We start from the raw sequence: 12,124 nt of genomic DNA on the forward strand, positions 1-12,124 counted from the left end.
AAACCGTTTGGGGTCGCCGGAGGAATGCCGGACCGTGAACCGGACGTTGGGCCTGACACGGCAACACAGCAACACGGCAACACAGAGGGAGCACCACGCATGACCACGACCCAGGACTGGCTGAAGCTGCAGCGGCAGGCACACCGGGAGTTCGCCACCCGGCTCGACGCCGTCGTCGACTGGGACGCGCCGACGCCCGACACCGAGTGGACCGTTCGCGACCTGGTGCGCCACGTCGTCGAAGAGCAGCAGTGGGTCCCTCACCTCCTGAACGGGCAGACGACCGAGCAGGCCGGCCCGAAGATCGCATCGCTCGGCGACGACCTGCGTGCCGAGTGGCGGCTGTACTCCCTCGCGGCGAGCGCCGCCTGGGCGGAGGCGGCACCGGACGCCCAGGTGCACCTCTCCTACGACACGGTCACGGTGGAGGAGTATCTGCGCGAGCAGACCAGCGACGTGACCATCCACTCCTGGGACCTCGCGAGGGCCACGGGAGCGCCGGAGCAGCTGGACACCGAACTGGTCGAGGCGGTGTGGACGGTGTTCGAGCCCCAGGAGGAGACCCTGAGCGCGAGCGGCCTCTACGCCTCCCCCGTCCGGATGCCCGACGACGCCCCGCTGCAGTCGCGGCTGCTCGCCCTCACCGGGCGGGACGACCGCATCCCCTGCCCGCCCGCCTAGAAGCCGGCGATCCCGTGAGGGACGTACGGCGCCTCGAGCTCGGCGAGCTCGTCGGTAGTGAGCCTCAGCTCGACGGCGGCCGCGGCATCCTCGAGGTGGGAGAGCTTGGTGGCCCCGACGATCGGCGAGGTGACGGCTGGCTGCTGGGCGACCCAGGCGAGCGCGATCTGGGCGCGCGGCACCCCACGGCGTGACGCGACCGAGGCGACCGCTTCGGCGACCTGCCTGTCGGCGGACTCGGCCTGGCGATACAGGGTTCGCCCGAACTCGTCGGTGGAGGTGCGATCGGTCGTCGCGTCCCAGTCCCTCGTGAGCCGACCGCGGGCCAAGGGGCTCCAGGGAAGGACGCCGACCCCCTGGTCGAGGCAGAACGGATGCATCTCGCGCTCCTCCTCGCGGTTGACGAGGTTGTAGTGGTCCTGCATGGACACGAAGCGCGTCCAGCCGTTCAGATCGGCGGTGTACTGCGCCTGGGCGAACTGCCAGGCATACATCGACGAGGCCCCGATGTAGCGCGCCTTGCCCGACTTGACCACGTCGTGCAGCGCCTCCATCGTCTCCTCGATCGGCACGGCGGGGTCCCAGCGGTGGATCTGGTACAGATCGACGTAGTCGGTGCCGAGCCGGCGCAGGCTGGCGTCGATCTGGTTCATGATGTGCGCACGGGACAGGCCGGCCCCGTTGGGACCGGCGAACATCCGCCCGTGCACCTTCGTCGCGATGACGACCTCCTCGCGCTTCGCGAACTCCCCGAGGGCACGTCCGAGGATCTCCTCGCTCGAACCCGCCGAGTACACGTTCGCGGTGTCGAAGGTGGTCACCCCCAGTTCGAGCGCCCGGCGGATGAACGGCCGGCTCTGCTCCTCCGGCAGGCTCCACGGGTGGGCACCGCGGGAGGGCTCACCGAAACTCATGCAGCCAAGGGTGATCGCCGATACCTCGAGGCCGCTGTTTCCCAAACGTCTGTAGTCCATGATCACCAGTCTGCACCCGGTGGCCGGGCCATTCCAGCTCGGCCGAGACCGCCGGCTCGGCGGTCGCGGAACCGGCCGCTTAGCGGCCGGACGGCCGCCCGTCTACCCCCTTCGGCCCCGGCGTACGCTGAAAGCATGAAGGCAAACAAGGAGCTATCCGACAACCTGCAGGCCGTTCTCGTCGACCTCATCGAGCTGCACATCCAGGGCAAGCAGGCGCACTGGAACGTCGTCGGCACCAATTTCCGCGACACCCACCTCCAGCTCGACGAGATCATCGACGCGGCGCGCCTGCTCTCCGACGAGATCGCCGAGAGGATGCGCGCGCTGCACTGCCTGCCCGACGGCCGGTCGGAGACGGTGAGCGCCACCACGACGCTGCCGAAGTTCCCCGAGGATCAGGTAGACACCACCGAGGTCATCACGCTCATCACGGAGCGCCTGGATGCCGCCGCCGCGACCTGCAGGCGGGTGCACGACGACGTCGACGAGGCCGATCCGACGACCGCGGACATCCTGCACAAGGTCATCGAGACGCTCGAGCAGTACGCCTGGATGGTCAGCGCCGAGAACATGCAGCCCCGCAAGCGCACCGCGCGGACCGGGCTCTAGAGCAGCGCGGCGAGCAGGGCGACGGTGACGGTCCCGTTCTTCGTCTCCTGCTCGCCGACCCGCCGGAAGCCGAGGCGGTCGTGGAAGGCCAGCGACTGCGGGTTGGGCGGGTCGAGATTGACCTCGCAGTCGATCTCCGCCCTGGCCTCGTCGCGGGCCAGGGCGAAGACGGCGTCGTAGAGCATCCGCCCGAGGCCGGCGCCACGCACGGTCGCATCGATGACGATGCGGTCGACGTAGAGGAAGTCCGCCCCGCGCGAATCGAAGTACCGATAGTTCTCGCTCGCGTAGTCCGCACCGGGACGCAACCCGATGAGGAAGCCGAGCAGGGAATCCGTCTCATCCACCACGCCGAAGGTGAAGTCCGCCTGGCCGAGCAGCGCGGTCATCTCCTCCGGAGGGGTGATCGGCACGGCGGGGTAGGCGGCATCGTTCAGCTCGACGAGGCGTGCGAGGTCGGTGGGGCGAAGGGGACGCAGGTTCACCATCCCATTCTGCTGGATGCTCCGCGGCGGGAGTTGCTGCTCCGGTCGGCGGGAGAAGTCACCTGGCGGCGGGAGCTACGGCTTTTCGCGGTGGAGAAATCAGCTCGCGGCGGGAGGCATGTCTCCCGCCACGACGATTTTTCTCCGCCGTGGCCGCCAGCCGCAGAGGAACCCGCGCCCCCGCCCGCCCACGGGGCAGGAACCAGCACAGCCGTCACCAGGCACAGCCGGCACAGGCCCGGGCCGACACAGACACGGGCCGACACAGACACGGGCCGACACAGACAGGCGCCTTAGTCCTCCGAGGGCACCAGGATCCACAGCACGATGTAGAGCAGGAACTGGGGCCCCGGCAGCAGGCAGGACAGGAGGAACACCAGGCGAACCACGAACGGCGACCAGCCGAAGCGCGCGGCGATGCCCGCACACACCCCGGCGATGATCCTGCCCCGTCTCGGTCGTATCAATTGAGCCATGGGTCAACCCTCTCGCGAACCACGCAGCAGCACATGGGGGTTATCCCCCACCTTTTGTGCAGAACCGCTGATTTCGCTGGTGGGGGAATCGGCCGCCGATGTTTGTCTGTCCTCTCCTCCACCCCTCGGCCACACATACCAGCACACAAGGGCGCAAGAAATTCTCATGGCAATATCCGGACGACCCTATGGTTTGAAAATGATCATCGAAGCCGGCTACGACATTTTGCAGTTGCTCTGCCCTGAGGTAATGAAAGACGCCGAAAGTCAGAGGGCCGTGTGGGTGCTCAGTATGGATGAGCGGCTTCGTCTCCTCTTCATAGGCGTGGTGGCGCCCACGGCGGCCGACCGCATCGAGAGCCATGTCGAAGACATCGCGAAAGCACTCACACGCCATCCCGGGCCGGCAAAGTACTACGTGGTGGCCCGGACCGTGCAATCGCACAAGGGGGAATCGGGCGACTGGCTCCGTCAGGAGGACGAACGATTGAACCATCTCCCCGCTCTAGCCGATCATGAGTTGCTCGGCCAGGTCGTCTTTGACCCCGACGGTTACTTCTCGAGCGTGCCACGTTATAGTTTTCGCGACTATCCGGAACTGGAACATCTACCCAGAACCGCGATCCTTCCCGGGCCGCACCCGCTCATGAGCTGCGACTGCCTGGCTTGTGTTCAGCACAAGATCATGCTCGACGACAACCGACGACGCGCCGAAAAACTAGCGAATCCAGGTCGCCGACCGGACATCCCACGTCGCCTCCGCTAGCCCCGTGAGTATCGGATCGGTGAAGCCGGCGACCGACCTAAGCACGTCAGTGAATTCGAGAGGAAGATCATGCTCTCGACGCACGCGGGAGCGCCATGCGCGCCATTTGGACTGGGCGCTCTGCGGCATCTGGGCCAATGCCGGAGCCAACGGCAATAGCTCGACTCCGCGATACGTGGCGACCGTCTCCAGCGACCCTGCAAGTTCCTCGGCTCGGACGCTATGACCCCGGATAAGCGTGTAAAGGTCGGCGAAATCTCGCCAACGGGTGTTGGCCTCGCCGCGAGAGATGGCGGTCGCGACCTTCTCTGCGAGCACCATTGTCAACGGGTAGCCGAGCACGACAACTGATTGCTGTCCCACCAGCTGGACGACGCGCGGGAGTTTGACGAGGGACAGCTGGGGCCAGATCGGATCGCCAAAATTGACGTCGATGCCGATAGTCAATCGTGAGCGACCGAGCCTCCCGACAAGCTTCACACGAACTCCGGCGTACAGGTCATCGTCGCGGATCGACGAGGCTGTGACGCTATCCGACTCGAATACGACCCCGTCCGGCAGCTCATGGTCGGCGATTGCCCGCGCTCGCGCGGCCACTTCGTCAACGTCATTGGGAAGACCAGAGGCTCGCAGATCGATGTCCCTGGTAGGGCGCCGGGTCGCGAAGGCCGCAAGCAGAACACCACCTTTCACAACGAAGTCATCTCGATAGGCAGACACGGCCAGGCGGGCGAGCCACGACTCGAGGACATACAACGTTTGCAGTTCCTGCACATCCCCACCGGTTTGCCGGGCAAGCCGTTGGATTGCCAGGTGTGCATCGCCTGCCGGCGTTCCACGCTCAATGGCAGGGCTCATAGCAGGATTTCCAGAGCATTCCGCACGGCGGGACGTGCCTCTGGAAAGTGGGCGGCCATGTCGAGCAGCTGCGCAGGGCTGTTTCTTTTCTCACGAAGCCACCGCCTCAACGCGACGATTGCGAGGTCGCTCCCCCAGTCGTGTCGTAAACGAAACAAATCAACGAGCGTGCGCTCTGGCGAATACAGACCGATTGTCAGTCCTCCGGGCAGGACGTGTTCGGTGCGACCGATAGCAAACGTGTCCCTCGCAAAGCGATGCCAGGTGATCGGCGCGTAATGGATCACGATCGGATGAGCCCCTCGGGGAATCGCAATATCGCTCGCGCGTGGGATCTCATCGGTCAGGTCATGCAGAGCGAGAGCGGACAACAGGCAGAGCGTCGCGTCCGGTTTCTTTGCGGCGACCGCCATCCACGCAGCCGTTGTGTCATCGATCGAGTGGGCCCGAACAAAAAATCCTGGAGCGATGCGCTCGTAATCGCCGGCTTCAAGCAAACGATCGAGCCGATGACGGCTCAGCCCCCACTCCTCAAGATCGTGGTAGCGCAGGAGGTCAGGCAGTGCGATGGTCATCATGCCTTCCGTCCCGACAGAAATCGCTACAGGTCAAGCATAGCTGGTGCTATTTCTGTTGACCAGGACACGCTCAGCACCGATCGACGACCGTTCCTGATCGGTTCAGAGACGATCGGTGCCGCAAAGGTGATCTAATCGGCTCATGCGCCGTCGCCACACCACCCTCCGTCTTCTGCTCATGCTCGTCGTCGGCGTGGTCTCCGCCATCGTCACGGGGGTCCTCGGCGCCTGGGCGTACGCCCCGACGGTCGGCTGGTGCTTCGCCTCCCTGCTCTACTCGGTCTGGGTGTGGATTTCCATCTCCCGTCTCGACCCGGCGGAGACGAGGACCCACGCGAGCAGGGAGGAACCGGCTCGGGGCATCGCCGACCTGCTCGTGCTGCTGCTGAGCATCGCGAGCCTGTTCTCGGTGGCCTTCGTGCTCGTCCACGCCGCGAACGCCAACGGCGCCGCCAAGGGGGTGCTCGCCACGCTCGCGCTCGTGAGCGTCGCGCTGTCCTGGATCCTGCTGCACACCCTCTACACCCTGCGCTACGCCAGGGAGTATTACACCGGAACGGAGGGCGGCATCGACTTCAACCAGGAGACGCAGCCGCAGTACACCGACTTCGCCTACCTGTCGTTCACGCTCGGCATGACCTATCAGGTCTCCGACACCGACATCACGAACCACGCGATCCGGGTGACCGCGCTCAGGCACACCCTGCTGTCGTTCGTGTTCGGCTCGATCATCCTCGCCTCCACGATCAACCTCGTGGTGCAGCTGGGCACCAGCTAGGCCGTCACGAAGTCGATCAGCTGCTCCACCCGGCCGAGCAGCACCGGTTCGAGGTCGGCGTAGGTCCGCACCCGGCCGAGGATGCGCTGCCAGGCCCGCGCGATGTCCGCCTGGTCCTCGTGCGGCCAGCCGAGCGCCTCGCAGATGCCGTGCTTCCACTCGATGTCCCTCGGGATGGCCGGCCAGGCATCCAGTCCGACCCTCGCCGGCTTGACCCCCTGCCAGACGTCGATGAACGGATGCCCGACGACCAGCACGTGGGCGCCGAACGGCCCGCGGGCGACGGCGTCGGCGAAACGGCTCTCCTTCGAGCCGGGCACAAGATGATCGACGAGCACCCCGACCCTGCGGGTCGGGGCCGGAGAGAACTCGGCCAGAACGGTCTCCAGGTTGTCGACGCCCTCGAGGTACTCGACGACGACCCCCTCGACCCGCAGATCGGCGCCCCACACCTTCTCGACGAGCTCGGCGTCGTGGCGCCCCTCGACGAAGATCCGGCTCGGCAGGGCGACCCTGGCCCTCTGGTCGGCGACGGCGAAGGACCCGGATGCCGTGCGGGCCGTGCCGGTCGGACGGGCCGCCGGTGCCGCGAGCAGGATCGGTTTCCCCTCGAGCAGGAATCCGGCTCCGAGCGGGAACACCCGCACCCGCCCGCGATAGTCCTCGAGCTCGACGAGCTTGCCCTGGACCCGAAGCACCGCACCGCAGAAGCCGGTGGCGACCTCCTCGATGACGAGGTCCCGCTCCGCGGCGACGGTCGGGACCACCGTGCGGCCGACGGCACGCCAGTCACCGGCCAGCGGGTCGGAGTCGTAACGATCGAATGTCACCCGGCGAGGGTACCGGCTCTCGGACGGCGGGGCCCGCCGACTCGCTCAGTCCGCGACGACCGGTGCGAGCTCCAGGTATCGCTCCGGCACCTGGGCGGAGGGAAACGGACCGTCGCCCGCCGCGTCCGTCTGCGGCTCGTCAAACTCTACCCACCACATCCGGCTCCTGGCCGCCCGTCCCCAGACGCCGGCGATCGCCGACCCGCCGGCTCGAACGATCACGCCTGACGGCTCGTCCGGCCAGGGCGATCGGTCGTCCTCCGACACGTCGCGGACGACGACCTGAGCGCCGATGCCGAACCCCGCGCTCACCGCGACCCCTAGCGATCGAGGCGCTTGAGGATCTGGACCGGCACCAGGATCGCCAGGGCGATGGCGAGGATCCCGGCGAAGAACATCCACCCGCTGTCCGGCACGAAGGCGTACCCGAGCAGGAGGAATCCGCCGAGGAACAACACCATCGAGATGACAAAGGCGACGATCTTCACGGGAAATCCTCCAGGCGGGTCGGCGGCGGTCATCCCATTCTAGGGACAGGTTCTAGGGACAGGCGCGTCCGGTGACGGCAACGATCCCGCTAGCCCTGCGCCTCGATCGACACGTCGTTCCACTTCTCCCAGAGGGCGATGCGGCCGGCGTAGTCGGCCTTGGCGATCCGAAGCGGGGCCTCGCCGAAGAAGATCCGCAGCGGCGGCTCCTCCGCGTCGACGACCTTGAGCAGCGCCGCGGCCGTCGCCCCGGGGTTGCCCGGCGAGCTCTGGCGCGACTTGCGCGCCTCGGCGGCCGCCTCGCGTGCCGGCTGGTAGGCATCCAGCTGGGTCGCGTGCTTGGCGGATGCGCCGGCCCAGTCGGTCGAGAAGGCGGCAGGCTCGACGAGGGTGACGTTGATGCCGAAGCCCTTCACCTCCTGCGACAGCGCCTGCGAGAAGCCCTCGAGCGCCCACTTGGAGGCGTGATAGGCGCCGATGTTGGGGAATGCGCTGATGCCGCCGATCGACGACACCTGAATGATGTGCCCGCTGCCCTGGGCGCGCAGATAGGGCAGGGCGGCCTGCGTGATCCAAAGGGCCCCGAAGACGTTGGTCTCGATCTGGTCGCGGGCCTCGGCCTCGCTGAGCTCCTCGATCATGCCGAACTGGCCGTAGCCGGCGTTGTTGATGACGACGTCGAGCCGGCCGAAGGTCTCGTGCGCCTTCTTCACCGCGTCGAAATCGGCGGTCCGGTCGGTGACATCGAGGGCGATCGGCAGGAGCGCCTCGCCGTACTTCTGCACCAGATCGTCCAGGGTGGACGTGTCCCGCGCCGTCGCCGCAACCCGGTCGCCGCGCTCCAGGGCCGCGATCGCCCATTCCCGCCCGAAACCCCGGGACGTGCCCGTGATGAACCACACCTTGCCAGCCATTCGGCCTCCTTCAAAGAATCCTGTTGTCGGGGTTAAGCCCCGCCGGGGCGACTATATGCCCGTCCGGCCGTCCCGCTCTGCGCTTCCCCTCTCCGTCTCCCCGCCCGTCTCCGTGGCCCCCACCGCGGAGAGCGGCTCGGCGACGTCCTCGAGGGACTTGCGCTCGGCATCCACCCCGAAGATCAGCGCGATGACCCCTCCCAGGATCATGATCCCCGCACCGAGGAAGTAGCCGGCGGTGAGCGGCCCGCGGTCGCTGCCATCCCCGACGAGGATGCCGTAGACGAGCGGGGCGACCGCCCCGGCGATCTGACCGAGCGCGAAGAAGTACGAGATCGCCTGGCTGCGCAGCTCGAGCGGGAAGATCTCGCTGACCGTGAGGTAGGCGGATGACGCCCCCGCGGAGGCGAAGAAGAACGAGACGCACCAGAAGATCGTCTGTGTCGTCGCGGTCAGGGCACCGGCGTCGAAGAGCACGGCCGAGACGGCGAGCACGGCGCCGGACAGCGCATAGGTGAGGAAGATCATCTTGCGCCGGCCCCACACGTCGAACAGGTGCCCGAGGACGAGCGGACCGACCAGGTTGCCGATCGCGAACGGGAAGAAGTAGTACTGCGTGGAGCTCGAGTCGGTGTGATAGAAGTTCTGCAGCACGAGGGCGTAGGTGAAGAAGATCGCGTTGTAGAGGAACGACTGGGTGATCATCATCGTCGCGCCGACGAAGGTCCGTTTCGGATACTTCCTGAAGAAGACCCTGGCGATGGTGCGGAACGGCAGGCTGCCGCTCGCCGAGACCCTCAGTGACTTGCTCTGGTCGACCTCCTCGAGGGTGGTGCCCTCGCTTTCGATCCGTCGCTCGATGCCGTCGACGGTCTTCTCCGCCTCCTCCTCGCGCCCGTGGGTCATCAGCCATCGCGGGCTCTCCGGGATGTGCCGGCGCAGATAGATGATGATGAGGCCGAGCACCGGGCCGATGAAGAAGCCGATCCGCCATCCCCAGTTCTCGGCGATGAGCGCGTGGTTGAGCAGGAACAGGTTCGCGCCGGCGCCGATCGCCGCCCCGCCCCAGTAGGTGCCGTTGATGGCGATATCGACCCTGCCCCGATAGTGCGAGGGGATGAGCTCGTCGATCGCCGAGTTGATCGCGGCGTACTCCCCTCCGATGCCCATGCCCGCGATGAACCGGAACACGAAGAGGAACGTCATGGTCGGGGAGAAGCCCGCGATCCCGCTGCCGATGAGATAGATGAGCAGGGTCAGGATGAACAGCCTGCGGCGACCCAGCTTGTCAGAGAGCCGGCCGAAGACGAGCGCTCCGACCACCTGGCCGACGAGGTAGACCGTCCCGGCCAGCCCGACCTGGGCGGAGTCCATCTGCAGGGTGTGCTGGAATCCGGCGGAGGCGACGATCTCGATCTCGAGGCCGTCGAGGATCCAGGCGACCCCGAGCCCGACGACGACCGACCAGTGGAATCTCGTCCAGGGGAGCCGGTCCATCCTCGCCGGGACCAGGCTGTCCACGTCCCTGTTCGTTCCCGCCGTCTGCGCGCGTGCCACGATGCTCTTCCTCCCCGCCGACGTCATCCGCGAGGTCGACTGCAACCGCCATCCAACCTATTCCCGGGAAAACGATCGGTGGAGGGCCTTGCACAGCGGGCGATTCGGGAGGAGAGGAGGACTCAGCCTGCCTTCAGCACGGAGAGGACGTTGCCCGCCGGGTCGCGAAACCAGGCGATGTCCGGCCCCCAGCCGCGGGCGATGCCCTTGTCGTCCGTGTGCGATCCCTCGCCGTAGATCTTGGTCACCACTCCCCTCCCGTTGAGGTCGTCGACCGCCGCCTCGACGTCGTCGACCGGGAAATTGAGGATGGTGAAGCTCGCCGGTCTGTGATCCGGCTTGACGTAGGCCAGCACGACCGCCCCGCTGCCGAGCGTGAGGTTGAGAAAGCCCATCTGGTTCTCACTGACCGTCAGTCCGAGGGTGTCGCCGTAGAACCGCTTGGCCGCCTCCAGGTCGTCGATCGAAAAGCCGCTGAACGCGTTGTCGGGTGTGAACATCGTTGTCTCCCTGAGCTCGGTGGCTTCCCAGGATGCCACGGAATCGGCCGGCGCGCCCCTCCGTCGCCTCCTTCCACGGCACCCGCCGCAGGGCGCGGCCTAGAACGTCAGGATGCCGGCGACCAGCAGCTCGCGGACGCGGGGCAGCAGCTCGGACGACAGCGCGGCCTCGTCTACCTCGAGCAGCTGGGCGATGGCGGCGACGATCGCCCGAAGGCTCAGCTCGCCGTCGCAGGCGCCGACGAGCGCCGCGAGGCCGGTATCGAGGGAGATCGAGCGGCCGAATCCGCCGCCCTGATGCAGGACCATCACGGTCGGGTCCTCCGCTCCCGGCCAGTAATGCCGCTCCTCGGTCACGTCCCCGGCCACCGTGAGCACCCCGCGGCCGAGGCCTTCGTCGGTGAGGGCCGCCTGCCGGTCGTGGGCGGCAATGGAGGCCTCGAGATGGGGTCCGAGGCCCGAACCGATGGGCCCGTCGAGCCGTTCGAACCGGCGAAGGGCGACCGTCCCCCTCGGCTTGCGCAGGGTGAGATAACCGAAGCCCACCCCGGTCACGCCGCGGGCCTCGAAGTCGTCGAGCCACGCGCCGTACAGACGATCGAACTCCCCGCCCGGCCGGGTTCCCCCGTCCCGGATCCAGGTCTCCGAGTACAGCGCCGGGTCCTGTCGCTCCCGCTCAACGACCCAGGCGTCCAGTCCGGTGCCATCCGTCCAGCCGGCCACGCGGTCGAGCCCGTCGGCGGTCGCGCGGTACTCCCAGTTGCCGAGCAGCTGGGCGATCCCGCCCGGCTCGAGGTGATCGGACAGTCCCGAGATCACCGAGGCGACCAGCGCGTCGCCCACCAGGCCGCCGTCGCGATAGTCGTAGGAGGGCACGTCGCCGCCGCGCGGGGTGATCACAAAGGGCGGATTCGAGACGATGTGGCCGAAGGTCTCCCCCGCGACCGGCTCGAACAGGCTGCCGAGCCGGAACCGGATGTTCTCGATGCCGTTCAGCTGCGCGTTGAGCCGGGCGATGTCGAGTGCGCGCCGCGAGATGTCCGTCGCGACGACGAGGCCGGCGTGTCTCGCCGCATGCATGGCCTGGATGCCGCAGCCGGTGCCGAGATCGAGCGCCCGGTCGACGGGGGCGCCGATCATGAGCCCGCTGAGCGTCATCGACGCACCACCCACCCCGAGCACGTGGTCCTCGCGCAGCGCCCCGCCGGTCGACAGCTCGCCGAGGTCGCTGGCGATCCACCAGCTGCCGACCCCCTGCGCATCCACGAAGCTGTACGGCCGCAGGTCGAGCAGCGGGCGGACGACGGTCTCTCCCGCCTCGACCAGCCCGAGCGCCACCGCCCCGTCGACGCCGAGCCTCGGCAGCGCGGCGGCGAGGTCCGTCCGGGGCACGGGCAGCCCGAGCACGAAGGCGGTCGCGAGCGTCGAGGCGGGCACGACCGGATGCGCACGCAGCGCCCGGATGGCCGGCACCCGTTGCGCCCGGTGCAGCGCGGCATCCGCCTCGTCGCCCCACAGCCGGCCGAGCGTCTCGACGCCGTAGGAGGCGCGGGTCAGATCCAGGCGGAGGGCCGCCGTGAGGGAGGACTGCTGCTCGTCTGATGCTGTCTGCATGGCTGGCCCATCC

At 67.5% G+C, this 12,124-nt stretch carries 16 protein-coding genes; 4 read left to right on the forward strand and 12 right to left on the reverse strand.

Annotated features, from left to right (window positions below; genetic code table 11):
- Positions 1 to 99 precede the first annotated feature (99 nt).
- Positions 100 to 681, forward strand: a complete 582-nt coding sequence (locus VGC18_RS12355) for a TIGR03086 family metal-binding protein (protein ID WP_331097793.1) — start codon at positions 100 to 102, stop codon at positions 679 to 681.
- On the opposite strand, the gene VGC18_RS12360 is transcribed toward VGC18_RS12355, so the two are convergent.
- Positions 678 to 1,655: an aldo/keto reductase gene (locus tag VGC18_RS12360; RefSeq protein ID WP_331097795.1), complete on the reverse strand. Its 978-nt coding sequence runs from the start codon at positions 1,653 to 1,655 to the stop codon at positions 678 to 680. The two genes, VGC18_RS12355 and VGC18_RS12360, sit on opposite strands and share 4 nt — an antisense overlap.
- 135 nt (positions 1,656 to 1,790) lie before the next feature.
- Between VGC18_RS12360 and VGC18_RS12365 the strand changes: the two genes are divergently transcribed.
- The gene (locus VGC18_RS12365; RefSeq protein WP_331097797.1) at positions 1,791 to 2,267 is read left to right on the forward strand and encodes a DNA starvation/stationary phase protection protein; all 477 of its coding nucleotides are present in this window, start codon (positions 1,791 to 1,793) and stop codon (positions 2,265 to 2,267) included.
- Here the strand turns inward: VGC18_RS12365 and VGC18_RS12370 are convergent.
- Positions 2,264 to 2,752, reverse strand: coding sequence for a GNAT family N-acetyltransferase (locus VGC18_RS12370; RefSeq protein WP_331097799.1), 489 nt, complete (start codon positions 2,750 to 2,752; stop codon positions 2,264 to 2,266). The two genes, VGC18_RS12365 and VGC18_RS12370, sit on opposite strands and share 4 nt — an antisense overlap.
- 293 nt (positions 2,753 to 3,045) lie before the next feature.
- A complete protein-coding gene (locus VGC18_RS12375; RefSeq protein WP_331097801.1) occupies positions 3,046 to 3,228 on the reverse strand; it encodes a PspC domain-containing protein in 183 nt (60 codons plus the stop codon).
- A gap of 199 nt (positions 3,229 to 3,427) precedes the next feature.
- Here VGC18_RS12375 and VGC18_RS12380 point away from each other — a divergent pair, with 199 nt between their 5' ends.
- Complete coding sequence (locus tag VGC18_RS12380) at positions 3,428 to 3,994, forward strand: hypothetical protein (RefSeq protein WP_331097803.1); 567 nt, start codon at positions 3,428 to 3,430, stop codon at positions 3,992 to 3,994.
- Here the strand turns inward: VGC18_RS12380 and VGC18_RS12385 are convergent.
- Positions 3,947 to 4,852: a nucleotidyl transferase AbiEii/AbiGii toxin family protein gene (locus VGC18_RS12385; RefSeq protein ID WP_331097805.1), complete on the reverse strand. Its 906-nt coding sequence runs from the start codon at positions 4,850 to 4,852 to the stop codon at positions 3,947 to 3,949. The genes VGC18_RS12380 and VGC18_RS12385 overlap by 48 nt on opposite strands.
- Positions 4,849 to 5,427 carry a hypothetical protein gene (locus VGC18_RS12390; RefSeq protein ID WP_331097807.1) on the reverse strand — a complete coding sequence of 193 codons (579 nt, stop codon included), beginning with the start codon at positions 5,425 to 5,427 and terminating at the stop codon, positions 4,849 to 4,851. Before VGC18_RS12390 ends, VGC18_RS12385 begins: the two co-directional genes overlap by 4 nt.
- Before the next feature lie 145 nt (positions 5,428 to 5,572).
- On the opposite strand from VGC18_RS12390, the gene VGC18_RS12395 reads away from it, so the two are divergent.
- Positions 5,573 to 6,208 carry a DUF1345 domain-containing protein gene (locus tag VGC18_RS12395; RefSeq protein ID WP_331097809.1) on the forward strand — a complete coding sequence of 212 codons (636 nt, stop codon included), beginning with the start codon at positions 5,573 to 5,575 and terminating at the stop codon, positions 6,206 to 6,208.
- Here the strand turns inward: VGC18_RS12395 and VGC18_RS12400 are convergent.
- From VGC18_RS12400 to VGC18_RS12430, 7 genes are all read right to left on the reverse strand, one after another.
- Positions 6,205 to 7,038: a DUF3097 domain-containing protein gene (locus VGC18_RS12400; RefSeq protein WP_331097811.1), complete on the reverse strand. Its 834-nt coding sequence runs from the start codon at positions 7,036 to 7,038 to the stop codon at positions 6,205 to 6,207. The two genes, VGC18_RS12395 and VGC18_RS12400, sit on opposite strands and share 4 nt — an antisense overlap.
- 45 nt (positions 7,039 to 7,083) lie before the next feature.
- The gene (locus VGC18_RS12405; protein WP_331097813.1) at positions 7,084 to 7,350 is read right to left on the reverse strand and encodes a hypothetical protein; all 267 of its coding nucleotides are present in this window, start codon (positions 7,348 to 7,350) and stop codon (positions 7,084 to 7,086) included.
- A gap of 8 nt (positions 7,351 to 7,358) precedes the next feature.
- Positions 7,359 to 7,526, reverse strand: a complete 168-nt coding sequence (locus tag VGC18_RS12410) for a hypothetical protein (RefSeq protein ID WP_331097815.1) — start codon at positions 7,524 to 7,526, stop codon at positions 7,359 to 7,361.
- Positions 7,527 to 7,615: 89 nt separating this feature from the next.
- A complete protein-coding gene (locus tag VGC18_RS12415) occupies positions 7,616 to 8,440 on the reverse strand; it encodes an SDR family oxidoreductase (RefSeq protein ID WP_331097817.1) in 825 nt (274 codons plus the stop codon).
- Positions 8,441 to 8,491: 51 nt separating this feature from the next.
- Positions 8,492 to 9,997 (reverse strand): MFS transporter, encoded by a 1,506-nt coding sequence (locus VGC18_RS12420; RefSeq protein ID WP_331097820.1) that lies wholly within the window; start codon positions 9,995 to 9,997, stop codon positions 8,492 to 8,494.
- 122 nt (positions 9,998 to 10,119) lie between these two features.
- Positions 10,120 to 10,497: a VOC family protein gene (locus tag VGC18_RS12425; protein WP_331097822.1), complete on the reverse strand. Its 378-nt coding sequence runs from the start codon at positions 10,495 to 10,497 to the stop codon at positions 10,120 to 10,122.
- A gap of 99 nt (positions 10,498 to 10,596) precedes the next feature.
- Positions 10,597 to 12,111, reverse strand: coding sequence for a DUF7059 domain-containing protein (locus VGC18_RS12430; RefSeq protein WP_331097824.1), 1,515 nt, complete (start codon positions 12,109 to 12,111; stop codon positions 10,597 to 10,599).
- Positions 12,112 to 12,124 lie beyond the last annotated feature (13 nt).

It is taken from the genome of Lacisediminihabitans sp. (assembly GCF_036404185.1).
Taxonomy (GTDB): Bacteria; Actinomycetota; Actinomycetes; order Actinomycetales; family Microbacteriaceae; genus Lacisediminihabitans.

Coding starts and splice junctions, on each gene's coding strand:
- VGC18_RS12415 (WP_331097817.1), bottom strand. CDS start 8,440: ATGGCTGGCAAGGTGTGGTTCATCACGGGCACGTCCCGGGGTTTCGGG.
- VGC18_RS12365 (WP_331097797.1), top strand. CDS start 1,791: ATGAAGGCAAACAAGGAGCTATCCGACAACCTGCAGGCCGTTCTCGTC.
- VGC18_RS12390 (WP_331097807.1), bottom strand. CDS start 5,427: ATGACCATCGCACTGCCTGACCTCCTGCGCTACCACGATCTTGAGGAG.
- VGC18_RS12355 (WP_331097793.1), top strand. CDS start 100: ATGACCACGACCCAGGACTGGCTGAAGCTGCAGCGGCAGGCACACCGG.
- VGC18_RS12380 (WP_331097803.1), top strand. CDS start 3,428: ATGATCATCGAAGCCGGCTACGACATTTTGCAGTTGCTCTGCCCTGAG.
- VGC18_RS12430 (WP_331097824.1), bottom strand. CDS start 12,111: ATGCAGACAGCATCAGACGAGCAGCAGTCCTCCCTCACGGCGGCCCTC.
- VGC18_RS12385 (WP_331097805.1), bottom strand. CDS start 4,852: ATGAGCCCTGCCATTGAGCGTGGAACGCCGGCAGGCGATGCACACCTG.
- VGC18_RS12425 (WP_331097822.1), bottom strand. CDS start 10,497: ATGTTCACACCCGACAACGCGTTCAGCGGCTTTTCGATCGACGACCTG.
- VGC18_RS12375 (WP_331097801.1), bottom strand. CDS start 3,228: ATGGCTCAATTGATACGACCGAGACGGGGCAGGATCATCGCCGGGGTG.
- VGC18_RS12360 (WP_331097795.1), bottom strand. CDS start 1,655: ATGGACTACAGACGTTTGGGAAACAGCGGCCTCGAGGTATCGGCGATC.
- VGC18_RS12395 (WP_331097809.1), top strand. CDS start 5,573: ATGCGCCGTCGCCACACCACCCTCCGTCTTCTGCTCATGCTCGTCGTC.